At 66.2% G+C, this 14294-nt stretch carries 16 protein-coding genes; 8 read left to right on the top strand and 8 right to left on the bottom strand.

Going from position 1 to position 14294, the window contains the following annotated elements; all coding sequences use genetic code 11:
* Window positions 1–101: 101 nt before the first annotated feature.
* On the bottom strand, window positions 102–914 hold the full coding sequence (locus tag ACFJGT_RS13760; RefSeq protein ID WP_377838505.1) for a rhomboid family intramembrane serine protease: 813 nt from the start codon (window positions 912–914) through the stop codon (window positions 102–104).
* Between the two features lie 409 nt (window positions 915–1323).
* Between ACFJGT_RS13760 and ACFJGT_RS13765 the strand changes: the two genes are divergently transcribed.
* Together ACFJGT_RS13765 and ACFJGT_RS13770 are read left to right on the top strand one after the other, a co-directional pair.
* On the top strand, window positions 1324–1893 hold the full coding sequence (locus tag ACFJGT_RS13765; protein WP_377838506.1) for a PAS domain-containing protein: 570 nt from the start codon (window positions 1324–1326) through the stop codon (window positions 1891–1893).
* Between the two features lie 61 nt (window positions 1894–1954).
* Entirely contained in the window at window positions 1955–2569 is a 615-nt protein-coding gene (locus ACFJGT_RS13770; RefSeq protein WP_377838507.1) for a PilZ domain-containing protein, read from the top strand.
* Window positions 2570–2602: 33 nt separating this feature from the next.
* On the opposite strand, the gene ACFJGT_RS13775 is transcribed toward ACFJGT_RS13770, so the two are convergent.
* A complete protein-coding gene (locus ACFJGT_RS13775; RefSeq protein WP_377838508.1) occupies window positions 2603–3247 on the bottom strand; it encodes a glutathione S-transferase family protein in 645 nt (214 codons plus the stop codon).
* A 419-nt stretch (window positions 3248–3666) separates the two neighbouring features.
* On the opposite strand from ACFJGT_RS13775, the gene ACFJGT_RS13780 reads away from it, so the two are divergent.
* Window positions 3667–4233: a transglutaminase-like cysteine peptidase gene (locus tag ACFJGT_RS13780; RefSeq protein ID WP_377838509.1), complete on the top strand. Its 567-nt coding sequence runs from the start codon at window positions 3667–3669 to the stop codon at window positions 4231–4233.
* Between the two features lie 142 nt (window positions 4234–4375).
* On the opposite strand, the gene ACFJGT_RS13785 is transcribed toward ACFJGT_RS13780, so the two are convergent.
* Both ACFJGT_RS13785 and ACFJGT_RS13790 read right to left on the bottom strand, forming a co-directional pair.
* Complete coding sequence (locus ACFJGT_RS13785; RefSeq protein ID WP_377838510.1) at window positions 4376–4906, bottom strand: gamma carbonic anhydrase family protein; 531 nt, start codon at window positions 4904–4906, stop codon at window positions 4376–4378.
* A 54-nt stretch (window positions 4907–4960) separates the two neighbouring features.
* Window positions 4961–5287, bottom strand: coding sequence for a DUF6949 family protein (locus tag ACFJGT_RS13790; RefSeq protein WP_377838511.1), 327 nt, complete (start codon window positions 5285–5287; stop codon window positions 4961–4963).
* A 161-nt stretch (window positions 5288–5448) separates the two neighbouring features.
* On the opposite strand from ACFJGT_RS13790, the gene ACFJGT_RS13795 reads away from it, so the two are divergent.
* On the top strand, window positions 5449–6174 hold the full coding sequence (locus tag ACFJGT_RS13795) for a hypothetical protein (protein WP_377838512.1): 726 nt from the start codon (window positions 5449–5451) through the stop codon (window positions 6172–6174).
* Between the two features lie 115 nt (window positions 6175–6289).
* Here ACFJGT_RS13795 and ACFJGT_RS13800 read toward each other — a convergent pair whose 3' ends face one another.
* Complete coding sequence (locus ACFJGT_RS13800) at window positions 6290–6502, bottom strand: DUF3126 family protein (RefSeq protein ID WP_377838513.1); 213 nt, start codon at window positions 6500–6502, stop codon at window positions 6290–6292.
* 130 nt (window positions 6503–6632) lie between these two features.
* On the opposite strand from ACFJGT_RS13800, the gene ACFJGT_RS13805 reads away from it, so the two are divergent.
* From ACFJGT_RS13805 to ACFJGT_RS13815, 3 genes are all read left to right on the top strand, one after another.
* A complete protein-coding gene (locus ACFJGT_RS13805) occupies window positions 6633–8048 on the top strand; it encodes a serine hydrolase domain-containing protein (protein ID WP_377838514.1) in 1416 nt (471 codons plus the stop codon).
* Window positions 8049–8128: 80 nt separating this feature from the next.
* On the top strand, window positions 8129–8467 hold the full coding sequence (locus ACFJGT_RS13810) for a hypothetical protein (RefSeq protein ID WP_377838515.1): 339 nt from the start codon (window positions 8129–8131) through the stop codon (window positions 8465–8467).
* Window positions 8468–8612: 145 nt separating this feature from the next.
* Window positions 8613–10034, top strand: a complete 1422-nt coding sequence (locus ACFJGT_RS13815; protein WP_377838516.1) for a hypothetical protein — start codon at window positions 8613–8615, stop codon at window positions 10032–10034.
* A 30-nt stretch (window positions 10035–10064) separates the two neighbouring features.
* Here ACFJGT_RS13815 and glyA read toward each other — a convergent pair whose 3' ends face one another.
* Entirely contained in the window at window positions 10065–11387 is a 1323-nt protein-coding gene (gene glyA, locus ACFJGT_RS13820; RefSeq protein WP_377838517.1) for a serine hydroxymethyltransferase, read from the bottom strand.
* A gap of 126 nt (window positions 11388–11513) precedes the next feature.
* Between glyA and ACFJGT_RS13825 the strand changes: the two genes are divergently transcribed.
* A complete protein-coding gene (locus ACFJGT_RS13825) occupies window positions 11514–12419 on the top strand; it encodes a LysR substrate-binding domain-containing protein (protein ID WP_377838519.1) in 906 nt (301 codons plus the stop codon).
* Here ACFJGT_RS13825 and cysE read toward each other — a convergent pair.
* Both cysE and ACFJGT_RS13835 read right to left on the bottom strand, forming a co-directional pair.
* A complete protein-coding gene (gene cysE, locus ACFJGT_RS13830) occupies window positions 12410–13258 on the bottom strand; it encodes a serine O-acetyltransferase (RefSeq protein WP_377838521.1) in 849 nt (282 codons plus the stop codon). The genes ACFJGT_RS13825 and cysE overlap by 10 nt on opposite strands.
* A 189-nt stretch (window positions 13259–13447) precedes the next feature.
* Complete coding sequence (locus tag ACFJGT_RS13835) at window positions 13448–14215, bottom strand: alpha/beta fold hydrolase (RefSeq protein WP_377838523.1); 768 nt, start codon at window positions 14213–14215, stop codon at window positions 13448–13450.
* Between the last annotated feature and the right edge of the window lie 79 nt (window positions 14216–14294).

The raw sequence follows: 14294 nt of genomic DNA on the forward strand, positions 1-14294 counted from the left end.
AAGTGCTTCGCAATGATGGAGAGTGTGGGCGAAGACCTTGGCGCAGGCAAGGTTCCCGAAAATGATTCTAAAGAGCCCGCCGGGAGGCCGTGCGCCGCTTTTCAGCGCGACTGCCGTCCCCGGTCCAGCAACGGAAACAGCAGCAGCCCGACGACGAAGCCCCCGATATGGGCCTCCCAGGCGATGCTGGTCTCCTCGCCGAAGATCGGCACGAGGCCGGCGCCGAACAGGATGTTCGTCACGAACCAGACCGCTATGAACAGCAGGGCGCGGGAATTGCGCCAGAGCTGGCCGAATGGCTCGGCCGGGATCGCCCGGACGACCGCGTCGTCGCCCAGCTCTCCGAAGCGCAGGCCCGGCGCGAAGACGAAGCGGATCGCGGCCGCCGTCGCCCCCGAGATACCGGCAGACGCGCCGACAAGCGGCAGAACGTCGAGATCGCGCGACCACCAGTGCAGCAGCGCGCCGCCAATGGTCGCCAGGGCCATCAGGTTGAGGAAGCGCCCCGGCCCGAGTCGCCGCGCGACGGGGCTGCCGAAAGCGGCGAGCCAGACCGCGTTGGAAACAAGATGCAGCCAGGAGCCGTGCAGGAAGCCGTAGCTCAGGACGGTCCAGAGCCGGACCCCGCCATCGGCCAGCAGCAGCCTGACGAGTTGCAGGCGCTCGACCACGTCCTGCCCGCTCGTGAGCTGCGCCATCGCACCGACGACATCGTCGATCCGCCCCGGCGAGAGCCACAGCGTCAGCCGCGCCGGCACGAAGGCGAGCCAGGACATCAGCACGTAGTCGTCATAATCCGACAGCAGCGAGCGGCCGGCCTGGATCAGGACCAGGACGGCCAGCAGCCAGACGACGACCGACGGCAGGTTGAAGACGGGCTCGCGCCCCGGCGGGGGAGAATATTGGGAAGCCATGCGGCCGTCACACTTGCCGAAGCACCGGCACGGCGCAAGCGGAAGGCCGGCCCGACTCAACGAAAAGGGGAGCGGCTCGCGCCGTCCCCTTTTCCGCCGGCTGTGAGGCCGCCCGTTCGTGCCGGACGGCTGGCTCACGCCCCCCTCCACCTCGTGCTGCGGATGCTGCGCGCATCGGCGAATTTCGCGCCAATTCATGCGCATTTTAACGATCATCCACAATCTCAACACTTGATTAACCCTAACGGCCCTGCCGCCTCCCCCGACTCACCCCGGGGTGGCAAGACGGCACGGCGAATGCGTCAGCGGTCTTCCTAGAGATTGATTCGTCCTCCTTTCGCACGGATCCGCGTCGTCTTCGGACGCAGGGCCGCTCCAGGGAGAGACAGACGGGCGATATGGGCACAGGATGAAGAACGCGAGCACACGTCTGGTTTTCGAATATTGGGACGGGTTGCGCGGCGACCGGGCCGCGCCTGAGCGCGGCGAGATCGAGCCGGGCGCCTTGCGGCATGCCCTTGCCGATACCTTCGTGCTGGAGAACGAGCCGATCGGCCCGGTCTTCCGGCTCGCCGGGACGCGGCTCTGCGCCCTGATCGGCCAAGAGCTTCGCGGGCGGGCCTTCACGGCGCTCTGGGCCGATGTCGAAGCCCAGGGCGACATGCGCCGCCTCGTCCAGACGGTGATGGACGAGAGCGCCGGTGCGGTCGCCGGCCTCTCCGGCAAGTCGGTGACCGGCGCGCCGATCTATCTCGAGCTGCTGCTGCTGCCGCTGCGCTACCGGGGCCGCACCCATGCCCGCGTTCTGGGCGCGCTCTCGCCTGCCCTGTCGCCGGACTGGCTCGGCCTCGACACCATCGAATCGATGCGGATGATCTCGCTCAGGATGCTCTGGCCCGCGGCAGCCGCACGCCCACCTGTCGCGCCACGCCGTGCCGAACCGCCCCGTCTCGTGGTATTACCGGGCGGGCGGGCCTGATCGGAACGTTACGTTAACCGAAACCCGCCTAGGATCATCGGGGAATCTAGGTCGGTTATTGATGTTGAACGCCCTCAAAACGCCCCGTGCGGCTGCTTTCCCTGCCGAGCGCAGGCGGCACTACCGTATGAAAGTGGTGTTGTTGGGCCGCTACATGCTGCCGAACCGCATGGAATACCCCTGCCAGTCGATCGACATTTCTCCTGGCGGGGTCCATCTCGCGGCGCCAGCCAAGGCCAAGCCCGGCGAGCGCGTCATCGTCTATCTCGAGCATCTCGGCCGCATCGAGGGCGCCTGCGTGCGCACCACGGCCGAAGGCTTCGCGATGACCATCACCGCGACCAGCCGCAAGCGCGAGAAATTCACGGCGCAATTGACCTGGCTCGCCAATCGCGAAGAGCTCGGCCTGCCCGAGGATCGCCGCCACGAGCGCATCGTGCCGCGCAATCCGCGTTCGGTCCTGATGATGGATGACGGCACCGAGCATATCGTCCGCATCATCGACATCTCGCTCTCGGGCGCCGCCTTCTCCAGCGATCTCGACCTGCCGATCAACACGCCGGTTCGCTTGGGCACGACGCCCGCCCGCGTCGTCCGCCGCTTCGACGGCGGCTATGCCGCCGAGTTCCGCTTCCCGCTCTCGGCCGATCTGCTCGACGAGAACCTGGAGCTCTGAGGACCGCATCGCGAGCTCAAGCCGTCTTCCGCGTCACGTCGCTGCACGCCGCTTCGCGTCGGCGGCCTTGAACAAGGCGATCTGATCGGCCTGCGCCTTCCGGAAGGCCGGGCGGCCGGTGACGCGTGCAACATAGGCCTCGCTCGCCGGGCGGTCGCCGAAGGCGCGAACCTTCTCGACCCGCAGCACATCCGCCATCAGCAGATCCGCGACGGTGAAGCGGCCGGCTGCGAGCCATTCGCGCGCGCTCAGCACCTGTTCGAGCTGGCCCAGGCGCATGCCCATCCACGCTGTCAACGGATTATCCGCAGCGCCGGTGACCGTCAGGAACCACCAGGGCACGGAGACCATCTCGATCGAGTTGAGCGCGGCCAGTGTCCATTGCAGCGCCTCCGCCTCCCCGACCGGATCGAGCGGCATCAGCACCTCGCTCTTCCGCGCCAGATGCAGCAGCCCCGCCCCGCTTTCGAACAGCTTCACCGCGCCATCGTCCAGGAACGGAATCTGGCCGAAGGGCTGGCGCGCGAGATGATTGGTCTCGCGTCCGTCGAACGGAATCGTGCGGACGTCGTAGGCGAGCCCCGCCTCCTCGCAGGCCCAGCGCAGCCTCAGGTCGCGCACGAAGCCGCGCGGCCCTTCGGGCACCCAGTCATAGGCCCAGATGGTCAGTGCACTCATCGCGACGCAGCCCTCCGCGCATGGTTCGATCGGGAACAATCGCGCATCGGCCGCCAACGTTCCACCGATCCGGCGGCAATGGCGTTTCGGACACCTGCAGCCGCCCTTTCGGTCCCTCCGGCGCGGCAACGAATGCGTAGGTTAATCAGTTCTTTCAGCACAACGAACAATTAAGGGTTAACGATCCGTTTTACGATCGACGCAAATCGTTACTTTCGGCTTCGAACAAGGTTGAGGCTGATCTTTACTTGGCCACCGCAGGGGCCGAATACATAAAATTGCACCTTTCCATTTCAGCTCGAATCCATTCGCCGCCGCGCATCGTCTCCCCGGGACAGAAAGGGGACGACATGCTCTCACTCCACCGCAATCTGATTGGTACTGCTCTTGCCGCCATGGTCATGATGACCGGCGCAGACATGGCTCGGGCCCAAGGCTCCGCCGGCATTCCTGTCGCGAGCCTCCCGGCCGAAGCCTCGGGCGACGCCCGTGCGCCCTACGCCTGGACGGATTTCTGCAAGCGCACGCCGTCCGAATGCCGCGTCGACACCCGCGAGGCCGAGCGGATCGAGCTGAATTCGAAGATCTGGAAGACGATCGTCGCGGTCAACAACAATGCCAATCGCGAAATCGAGGCGATCACCGACCAGGATCACTGGGGCGTCGTCGACCGCTGGGATATCCCGACGGACGGCAAGGGCGATTGCGAGGACTATGTCCTCCTGAAGCGCAAACGCCTCGCCGAGGCCGGCCTGCCGCGCCGCGCCATGCTGGTCACCGTCGTGATCGACGAGGAGAATGCCGGCCATGCCGTGCTGATGATCCGCACCGATCGCGGCGACTTCGTCCTCGACAACAAGCGCAATGCCATCCTGCCCTGGAGCCAGACCGGCTACGTCTACGTCAAGCGCGAGTCCCAGTACCGCACGGGCTGGACCTCGCTCGGCGGCGCGCAGACCCCGACGGTCGCCTCGGTGCAGCGTTGATGAAGATTGCCGCTGCCCTGTTCGGGCTGCGGTAACGACGACGGCGAGGCTCGGTCACGTCCCCACCCACCCGTCCCCAAGGATCGGGTTTCGCCAGGGGCCGGCTTTCCTCCGTGGAAAGCCGGCCCGCTTCTTTTACGGTTCAATCCAGCCGTTCGAGCCCGGCAGCGAACTGCCGCCAGCGCTGGACATAGGCGCGCGCCGAAGCCGTGATCCCCTCCGCCGCCTTCTCGTCGAGCGTCCGCACCGCTCGCGCCGGCGAGCCGACGATCAGCGAGTTATCAGGGAATTCCTTGCCCTCCGTCACCAGCGCATTGGCGCCGACGAGGCTGTTGCGGCCGATCTTGGCGCCGTTGAGAACGGTCGCGCCCATGCCGACCAGGCTGTTCTCGCCGATCGTGCAGCCATGCAGGATGGCACGATGGCCGATCGTGCAATTCGCGCCGACCGTCAGCGGAAAGCCCATGTCGGTATGGAGCACGCAGCCTTCCTGAAGATTGCTGCCCTCGCCGATCGTGATCCACTCGTTGTCGCCACGCAGCACCGCGCCGAACCAGATCCCGACCCCGGCCGCCAATCGGACCCGGCCGATCACATGCGCATCGGGCGCGAGCCACCAGTCCCCCGCCTTCGCGGTTTCCGGCCTTGTTCCATCGAGCGCATAAAGGGGCATCGGCTTGTCCTGACGGTTCGAGCCCTCAGGATTGCAGGCCGGCAGCGCCTGCCGTCAAGCGCCGAGCAGATGCAGCAGGTCGAGTACGACGCGGCCCGAGACCAGGCTCCAGATTGCCGCGGTCATGCTCGCGAGCATGACGAAGGAGAACGGCCGCCCGGCGCCCTGCCGGCCATGCATCGTGTTGCGCAGGATCAGGAAGGGCGCGGAAAAGACCACCACCGGCACGCTGGCGACAGCGGCAAGTCCGCCGGCCTGCAGAAGCTTGAAATCGGCCCGCCGCGCCGTGAACAGCTCGAACGCGCTCGCCAGCAACCCGGCGAAGGCAAAGCCGAGGAACAGGGACTGGAGCGCCTCGATGGCGGAAGGCTGGATGGCCACGGACGCAGACTCTCGACGGAACGACGCCCGAGCCTGCCGCATGGTTTACGAACTGTGAAGGACGGAGTTTACCGATGGTTAACCGTACCGGCGCGGTTATGGTTTACGTCGCATTAAGCCGTCGGTGATTCAGTGGTGCCAGTTGATCACAAGGCACCGGAATGACCGCATCGCTGCCCTATCACCGGCCCGGCCACCAGGCCGCGCATATCACCTCGATGGTGCGCATGCGCCTGCAGCAGCAGGCCGCCCCGCTCCCGCGCGCGGATGGCGCTCTTCTGAAGGCGATGCTGCTGATCCTGACGGCTGGCGTGCTGGCGACCGCCCTTGCGGTCTATCTGACCCATCGCCGCGAGGATCCCACGACCGGCCCGCAACCGGCCCGCGTCGGCGACGTCGCCCTGATGATCCCGAAGGACCTCACCGGTATCGATGATGATGGCGATACGAGCCGGCTCGTCGGCATGGTCCGCCTGCGCCTGGACTGGCCGAGCCTCGGCCCGGCCGTACCGGAAAACCGCAAACGGCTTCTGGTCACCTTGAGCCCACCCGACCGGGTCAACGAACCGGCCCGGCAGCTCGCGACCTATGCCCGCTTCCTGACGCCGACCGTCTGGTCGAATCCGGGCGGCCTCGTGGTGCGCGGCTTCCGCAAGGGCTCGCCCTTCGAGAACGACGAGTTCTACGTCTCCGTCCCCGACGGCAAGGGCTTTGCCGCGCGCTGCCCGGTCGAAACCGGCTCCGGCCTCGATGAACCCTGCCGCATCACCTTCCAGCATCGCGGCATGGACGTGAACATCCGCTTCCCCCGCGCCATCATCGCCGACTGGGCCGTGATGCTCGGCGGCGTCAGGCGGACGCTCGATGGGCTGATCCGGCAGGGCTGAACGTCATTCCCGGGCGAAGCGGAGCGCAGACCCGAGAAGCTCAGGCAGGAAGAGGGCCGGAACCTCTTTTCACGAGATGCTCGGGTCAAGCCCGAGCATGGCGGCTTTGGCGACCTCAGTCCTCGAGATCGACGTCGAGGATCGCCATGGTGAAGTTGAAGGAGCGGTCACCGTCCTCGTCATCGACGTGGATGATGCCGATGTACTCCTCGCCCAGATAAACCTCGGCCGAGTCGTTCTTCTTCATCCGGGCGCGCACGCTGATCGCGTGGTTGTTGAAGGTACGGCGCAGAAAGCCTTCCAGCTTGGCGAGTTCTGTCTTGTCCACGGTCCTGGGTCCTTTCGAATTGGCCGGGAGCGATGCCACGGCAGGCCACGAAGGGCAAGCGAAAGCAGCCGCTGCGGACATGGCAGGCCTCATCCATCCGGTGGTTGTCGGCGACCGGCGGAATCGTGCCATGCTCATGGTCTTCTGGAACCGTGACGGACCTGAGATCATGAAGCCGTGGCTTGCTCCCGCCCTCGACTATGTCGCGTCCTGGCTCGATTTCCAGCGCCGCTTCCATGACCAGCCGGGCTGCGCCGTGGCGATCGCCGATGGCGACAAGGTCGTTCTGGAGGCCGCCTTCGGCAGCGCGAACCTCGCCACCGGCGAAGCCTTGACGCCGCGCCACGGCTTCCGCATCGCCTCGCATTCCAAGAGCTTCACCTCGGCCGGCATCCTGCGCCTCGTCGACGAGGGCCGCCTGCGGCTCGATGACGAGGTCGGCAGCCTGATCGAGGGCTTGCACCCCGAAATCGCCAAGGTCACTGTCGGCCAGGTGCTCTCCAACAGCGCCGGCCTGACGCGCGACGGCCCCGATGCCGGCCAGTTCCTCGACCGCAAGCCCTTTTGCAGCAAGGCGGAACTGCTCGCCGATCTCGCGAAGCCGCCGGTCCTCCCCAGCTCGCAGCGCTTCAAGTACTCGAACCACGGCTTTGCCCTGCTCGGCCTCGTAATCGAGGCCGTGACCGGCCAGAGCTACAACACATGGATCACCGATGAGGTCGTCGCCAAGGTCGGCCTCGCCGAAACCGCGGCCGATATCGAATTCTGGGGCCAGCGGCCGATGGCGAAGGGCCATACCGGCAAACAATTGCTCGGCCGGCGCGCAATCATCCCGGCCGATAATCACTGCCATGCCATGGCGTCCGCCACCGGCTTCGTCGGGACCGCCGCCGATCTCGCCCGCTATTTCGCGCAGCTCTCGCCCCATGCCGAGCGCAGCATCCTCTCGGCCAAAAGCCGCCGCGAGATGACGCGCCGGCTCTGGCCGGACGACGAATCCAGCCTCGGCCGCCATTACGGCCTCGGCACGATTTCCGGTGGCGAAGGCGATTGGCGCTGGGTCGGCCATTCCGGCGGCTTCCAGGGCTTCATCACCCGCACCGCCATCGTCCCGAAGCAGGGCCTGACGATCTCCGTCCTGACCAATGCGATCGACGGCCTCGCCCATCCCTGGCTCGACGGCGTCGCCCATATCCTGAAGGTCTTCGCCGAGCGTGGCGGCCCCTCTGCCGGGACGCGCGACTGGGCCGGGCGCTGGTGGACGCTCTGGGGCGCGACCGATCTCGTTCCCGTCGCCGATCGCGTGCTCTGCGCCGCCCCGGCCTTGCTGACGCCCTTCCTCGATGCCGCCGAAATCGCCATCGAAGCGCCCGACACCGGCCGCATCGTCCGTGCCTCCGGCTTCCACAGCCCCGGCGAGACAGTCACGCTGGAACGTCAAGGCGGGAAGGTCCGGTCGGTCAGGCTGGCCGGCTCGCGGCTGCTCGATGCGGATGCCATGCGCGCGGAGATGGAGCAGCGCTACGGCGACGGATCGGGCGCCTAACCCGTTCCGTTCAGGCGTCCAGGGCCTCCGCCACGCATTCGCCGCCTTCCGGTCGCAGCTTTCCTGCCGAGGGCTGGCCGATGCGTGTTGTTGCCTCGATGATCGCGGCCGTCCTGATCGGGGGAGCGCCGGTTGCGCTCGCCCATCAGGCTCCGAGCGGCTGGGATTACCCGTTCTATTGCTGCCTCGATTCCGACTGCGCCCAGATCGAGGCGGAAGCCGTGCGGGAAATCACCGGCGGCTTCGTCGTCACGATCGCGCCCGGCAAGCATCCGATGTGGTCCAGCGAACGCAAGCAGCCGCTCAGGCTCGAGATCCCGAAGGACAAGGCCAAGCAATCGCCGGATGGCCGCTGGCATCTCTGCATCGACGATTCCGGCGAGTTGCTCTGCTTCTTCGCGCCCGGCAACGATTCCTGAAGATGCCTCACCCGCACGGCGAAGCTTTTTCTCCGCCTCATCCAGATTGGGGACGCCGGTAGCAATGCCGCGATGTTCACTCGCCCCGTAGCCCGGCAATCGCCGGCTGCGGGTCTCGATCCCACATGGACGATGGAGGCGAGTAATGGGTGGTGTCGTCATCCCCAAGGGCGTCAAGCCGCCGCCGGCAATGGAAACCGCCTATATCTCGTCCAATGACGAGGCCGTGCTCTTCATGAACTTCGAGGTGGGCAAGACCAACCTTCATCGCGAGCACACTGGATTCATCGAGAATTTTCTTGTTCCCTACTACATCCAGCAGATCGAAAATCTCGGTTTCCAGGACAAGCGCGCAAACCTTCGCCCCGTCGGCAAGGCGAGTGCGACTGGCACGGCCGACAAGAACCTGATCCTCTCCGCCGGCCGCGCCCAGGCTATCGGAAATTACGTCAAGGCCACCTTCGACTCCCAGAAATCAGCGGGGAAACTTGCCCGCGACGTCACGATGGAAGTCTTTCCGATCGCCGAGGGCGACGCTGATGAGCGCGGGCGCCTCGGAACGCTCATTCATAAGATCCCGCCCAAGATGCTGGAAGACAAGTCGGCGCAGTTCCGCGCGGTACTGCTGTCGATGTCGATCCGCCACACCGTCGTCCCGGAAGACAAGGTGATCCTGTGCCGTCAGCTGATCGACGCGAAGCTGAAGGTCACCAAGGTTCCCGCCAATCTGCTGGAGCAGAAGATATCCGAGATCGAAGCCAAGATTCCCCCGGAGCTGAAGGGCGCGCTCGGCTTCTTCTTCGACAATGTCAAAAGCCTCGTCAAAACGGTCGCTGAAATCGCGCTCAGAGAAGCCGAGTTCATGGCCCCGGAACTGTTCGTTATCTTCAAGAGCATCGACTTCATCGTGCCGAGCGATATCGCCTTGATGTTCGAGTTCAAGGACGCGCGTGGCAAGACCAGGAAGTACAAGTTCGAGGGCAGCGCCAACAAGATCGACATCAGCGCGATCGAGGTCTTCTGCGAGCTGCTCAGCATCATCAAATGGATGACCCGCCTGCCGGAAGGCCTTCAGGAACTCGAACGCGAGCTCGCCGATGCCGGCAAGCACCTCAACCTGACCCATCAGCAGATCGACGCGATCAAGAAGTTCATCTCGACGGCCAAGACCTATGCCGGACATGCCAAGAAGATCTACGAGGCACTCACCGCCAAGGGCAGCATCCCCCGCAAGGCCTTCGGCGACAAGCTCATCGATATGCTCGTCGCCGCTGTCGACAGCGCCCAGACCGGCCTGCTCGGCCCCAGCCAGACCGCGACGGACTGGGCACAGGTCAGCTTCGAGCGCGACGGTCTGTTCGAGATCGACAAGTTCGGCGGCCTGATTGCCTGGGTCGAAACGCGCGATGTCCTAGGACAGCCGACGACGGTTGCCCTCGACTTCGCCCCCCGCCAGAACATCACGCTCCTGGGCTTTGAAGCCCATGTCCTGTTGCAGCGGAGCTGGTCGCTGGGCTTCACGCTCGGTTCCTACGAGCTGAGCAAGGGGCGCTTCCTTCCGGCGTGACGGACCGGCGGGAGAGATGCACGTCGCGATCTAGCGCATGAAATGCAGCGTCCGGAACCGCCCCCGGAAAGCCGTGACGTCCTTCGCCACAGCCTTGGCCGGGCGCGAGCCGTTCAAGCCTTCGGCGATATAGCCCGCAAGTTCGGGCATATCCGCGCCCGTCATGCCGAAGCGGACGATCTCCGGTGTGCCGAACCTGAGCCCGTTCACGTCGCCCTCGACCGCCGGCAACGGCAGGCCGATGCCGCAGGAGAGGATATTGACCGCGCGCAGCTTCTTCGCCGCCGCCTGCCCGCCGCCGTAAGCGGCAGCCTCGATCGCGAACTGGTGCGAGGTCGTCATGCCCCGGTCGCGGGCGAAGACCGGCACCTGCCGCTCGCTGAGGGCCTCTGCCAGCGCCTTCGCCGTCTTCGCCATCTCCTGCGCATAGGCGCGGCCATGCGCCTTCCAGTCGAGCAGCGAGACGGCGAGCGAGGCCGATTTCGCCGCGTCGAAATTGGCGGTGAGGCCGGGATAGGCGATGGCGTCGAGCTTCCGGGCGATCTCGGCATCGTTGGTCACGATCAGGCCGGAAGGCGGCCCGCCAAGGCTCTTGTAGGTGCTCATCGTCATCAGATGAGCGCCCTCCTCCAGCGGCTGCTGCCAGCCATGGCCGGCGATCATGCCGGACATATGCGCCGCATCGAACAGCACGATCGCCCCGATCTCGTCGGCGATGGCCCGGATCTCGCGGATCGGATGCGGGAACAGGTTGAGGCTGCCACCGATCGAGATCAGCTTCGGCTTGAGGCGCAACGCGTCCGCCCTGAGCTTCGCGACATCGACGGTGTAATTCACCGGATCGATCGGCGCCGGATGCGTGACGATGCCGTAGAGCCCGGCCGCGCCGGCGCCGTGATGGGTGACATGCCCGCCGATCTCGCCGGGCGGCGCGATGATGCAGTCGCCGGCCTTGGCCACGATCATGAAGGCATAGAGATTGGCAATGGCGCCGGACGGCACGCGGATCTCGGCATATGTCGCGCCGAACACCTCGGCCGCGAGCTCGGCGGCGATGATCTCGATCTGCTCGATCGCCTCCAGCCCCATCTCGTATTTGTCGCCGGGATAGCCGAGCGAGGGCCGCGCCCCGATCCCTGCCGAGAGCAGCGCCTCGGCCTTCGGATTCATGACATTGGTGGCGGGGTTGAGGTTGACGCAGTCGCGCTCATGGATGGTCCGGTTCTCGGCGGCGAGCGCATCGATCCGCGCCGCGATCGCGTCGAGCGGCTGGTTGGCCGTCTCACCCGCGACCTTGAGTACATAATCCTCGCTCGCTTGCGGAACCCAGTCGCGCCTGCCCAGTGCCGTCATCTCGCTCGTCTCCCGAACCGTCCGATCCCTCATTGACGCCATAACAGCGGTTTGCCGACCCGCGCGCAAACGAGTATTCATCGCTCGCAGACTGAGGAATTCTCAGCCTAGACCTGGAGCCCTGCCTTGCCGGTCAAGCCGCCGCGCCCGCGCCTGCCGTCGCTCAATGCGCTGCGCGCCTTCGAGGCCGCGGCGCGACTGGAGAGTTTCGCCAAGGCGGCCGACGAGATTGGGGTCACGGCCGGCGCCGTCACCCAGCAGATCAGGCAGCTCGAAGCGACATTGGGCTTCGCCGTGTTCCGCCGCCTGCCGCAGGGCGTCGCCCTGACCGATGCGGCGCGCGAGGCCCTGCCGCGCCTGACACGCGGCTTCGATATGTTAGGGCAGGCCGTGCAGGCCCTGCGTGAGGCGCAGCCGCATCGCCCGCTCGCCATCGCCGCCTTGCCCTGCGTCGCGCAGCTCTGGCTCTCGCCGCGCCTGCCGGCATTGCAGGCCGCGTTCCCAGACTTGCAGATGTCGATTTCGGCGATGGAGGAACCGCCCGATCCGCAGCGCGATCCCTATGATCTCTCGCTGTTCTATCGCGAGGGCGCGCCGGCCAGCGACGCCGTTCAGCTTGACGCCGATGCAATCCAGCCGGTCTGCGCGCCCGCTTTCGCCGCGAGGCTCACGATCCCCGCCGATCTCGCCACACAGACGCTCTTGCACGATGCCGTCTGGCGCAGCGATTGGGCGCGCTGGCTCGCCTTCGCCGCACCGGGCACCAAGGTCGATCCGAGCCGCGGCCCGGCCTTCTCGCTCTATAGCCTGGCGCTGGACGCCTGCCTGTCCGGTTCAGGCGTCTTGATAGGGCGGATGAGCCTCGTCGCCCCTCACCTTGCCTCAGGCAGGCTGGTCGCGCCCTTCCCGCAGGCGATGCCGACGCCGGACCGGCTGACGCTTGCGACAGCCACGGCTGCCGGCGCGCATCCGCGCCGGGCCGAGATCATGGACTGGCTCGCCGGCTCGGCCGGCGGCGCGGCTCAGATATAGGCGCCGCAATCGCCGGCGAGCGTCTGGTCCATCGAGCGCGAGGGCTCTGCACAGCCCGCTTCCCCGACCACCTTGGCCGGCACGCCCGCCACGGTCTTGTTGCGCGGCACGGGCTGGAGCACGACCGAGCCCGCCGCGATGCGGCTGCATTGGCCGACCTCGATATTGCCGAGGATCTTGGCACCGGCGCCGATCAGCACGCCCTTGCGGATCTTCGGATGGCGATCGCCGCCCTGCTTGCCGGTGCCGCCCAGCGTGACGCCGTGCAGCATCGAGACGTCGTCCTCGATGACGGCGGTCTCGCCGACGACGAGCCCCGTCGCATGGTCGAGGAAGATGCCCTTGCCGATCTGCGCCGCCGGATTGATGTCGGTCTGGAACACTTCGGAGGCCCGCGCCTGCAGGTAGAGCGCGAAATCGCGACGGTCCTGTTTCCAGAGCCAATGGGCCAGACGGTGGCATTGCAGGGCATGGAAGCCCTTGAAGAACAGCACCGGCTCGAGCACGCGGTAGCAGGCGGGGTCGCGGTCGAGCACGGCCATCACATCTGCGCGCATGCCGGCACCGATCGTCTCGTCGCCGGCCATCGCCTCGGCGAAGCCCTGCTCGATCAGGTCGGCGGTCACGGCGGGATGGCCGAGCCGCGCCGCAACGCGATGAGCGACCGCTGCTTCGAAGCTCGGCTGGTTCAGGACGGAAGCGACGATCAGCGTACCGAGCGCCGGCTCGGTGGCAACGGCCGTTTCCGCTTCGGTGCGCAAGCGGGTCCAGACGGGGTCGATCCGGTCGAGCCCGGTGGCGAAATCGCGTGCTTCCACGGCGGAGCGCCCTGACGGCATGGTCATTCTCCGAAAAGGATAGTTCGGCGGGAGGACAGCCTAGCCCGAAGCCGGCGTCCGTATCAAAAGCTCAAGCCGAACCGAAGTTGAATCGAAAAGCGAGGCAGCGGAATCAGAATTTCAGGGAAGATCGACAACACATTGGCGTCGCCCGCTTTTTCAGATTGCCTCTATTCATCGCGGAGGTTCTCACAAACGCGCGAGGAAGTCGAGGACGGCCTGCTTATGGCTCTTGTCGCCGACGGCGAGATTGTGGTCGCGCCCGATGATGTCGAAGGATTCCGCACCGGGAATGAGCTTCGCCAGCTCCGGGCCGGAGCCGGAGACATCGTCCTTGGTGCCGACGCTGATCAGGGTCGGCATGGCGATTTGGCCCACCTGCTCGGCGGTCAAGGTCTGGCGCGAGCCACGGATGCAAGCCGCAAGCGCCTTGAGATCACTCTTGGTCTGCTCGGCGAAGGCGCGGAACATCCGCTGCATCGGATCGGTCAGCCCATCGAGCGAGGGCGCCTCCATCGCGTCGGCGATGCCCAGCGGCAGCCCGACGCCCTCGACGAGATGGATGCCGAGCCCGCCGAGCAGCAGCGCTTCCAGCCGGCGGGGATGTGCCAGCGCCAGATGCGCCGAGATGCGGGCGCCCATCGAATAGCCCATCACCGCCGCGCGCGGGATGTCGAGATGGTCCATCAGCCGGCGCACATCCTCGGCCATGACCTGCGAGGAATAGGCGGCGGGGTCGTAGAGCTTCTCGCTCTCGCCATGGCCGCGATCGTCGAGCGCGACGACGCGGTAGCCGGCATGAGTCAGCGTCTTCGTCCACTGGGTGTTGACCCAGTTGATCACATGCGAGGAGGCGAAGCCGTGGACGAGCACGACGGTGCGGTGCTTCGGCACGTCGCTGGTCGGCGCCATGTCGATGAAGGCGATCTTCACGCCGTCGGAAGAAAAGCTCTGCATGCGGGTCTCGGGTCGCAAGATCGGAACGGTCGCCCTTCCCTGCCATGACCGGGCGGCTTTGGGTACCCGCTACCGCGCG

Source organism: Allobosea sp. UC22_33, from assembly GCF_042700715.1.
GTDB lineage: Bacteria > Pseudomonadota > Alphaproteobacteria > Rhizobiales > Beijerinckiaceae > Allobosea.

Bases quoted from the DNA above. Each gene is read 5' to 3' on its own strand.
- ACFJGT_RS13760 (WP_377838505.1), bottom strand. From the start codon at position 914: ATGGCTTCCCAATATTCTCCCCCGCCGGGGCGCGAGCCCGTCTTCAAC.
- ACFJGT_RS13765 (WP_377838506.1), top strand. From the start codon at position 1,324: ATGAAGAACGCGAGCACACGTCTGGTTTTCGAATATTGGGACGGGTTG.
- ACFJGT_RS13770 (WP_377838507.1), top strand. From the start codon at position 1,955: ATGTTGAACGCCCTCAAAACGCCCCGTGCGGCTGCTTTCCCTGCCGAG.
- ACFJGT_RS13775 (WP_377838508.1), bottom strand. From the start codon at position 3,247: ATGAGTGCACTGACCATCTGGGCCTATGACTGGGTGCCCGAAGGGCCG.
- ACFJGT_RS13780 (WP_377838509.1), top strand. From the start codon at position 3,667: ATGGCTCGGGCCCAAGGCTCCGCCGGCATTCCTGTCGCGAGCCTCCCG.
- ACFJGT_RS13785 (WP_377838510.1), bottom strand. From the start codon at position 4,906: ATGCCCCTTTATGCGCTCGATGGAACAAGGCCGGAAACCGCGAAGGCG.
- ACFJGT_RS13795 (WP_377838512.1), top strand. From the start codon at position 5,449: ATGACCGCATCGCTGCCCTATCACCGGCCCGGCCACCAGGCCGCGCAT.
- ACFJGT_RS13805 (WP_377838514.1), top strand. From the start codon at position 6,633: ATGCTCATGGTCTTCTGGAACCGTGACGGACCTGAGATCATGAAGCCG.
- ACFJGT_RS13810 (WP_377838515.1), top strand. From the start codon at position 8,129: ATGCGTGTTGTTGCCTCGATGATCGCGGCCGTCCTGATCGGGGGAGCG.
- ACFJGT_RS13815 (WP_377838516.1), top strand. From the start codon at position 8,613: ATGGGTGGTGTCGTCATCCCCAAGGGCGTCAAGCCGCCGCCGGCAATG.
- glyA (WP_377838517.1), bottom strand. From the start codon at position 11,387: ATGACGGCACTGGGCAGGCGCGACTGGGTTCCGCAAGCGAGCGAGGAT.
- cysE (WP_377838521.1), bottom strand. From the start codon at position 13,258: ATGCCGTCAGGGCGCTCCGCCGTGGAAGCACGCGATTTCGCCACCGGG.
- ACFJGT_RS13835 (WP_377838523.1), bottom strand. From the start codon at position 14,215: ATGCAGAGCTTTTCTTCCGACGGCGTGAAGATCGCCTTCATCGACATG.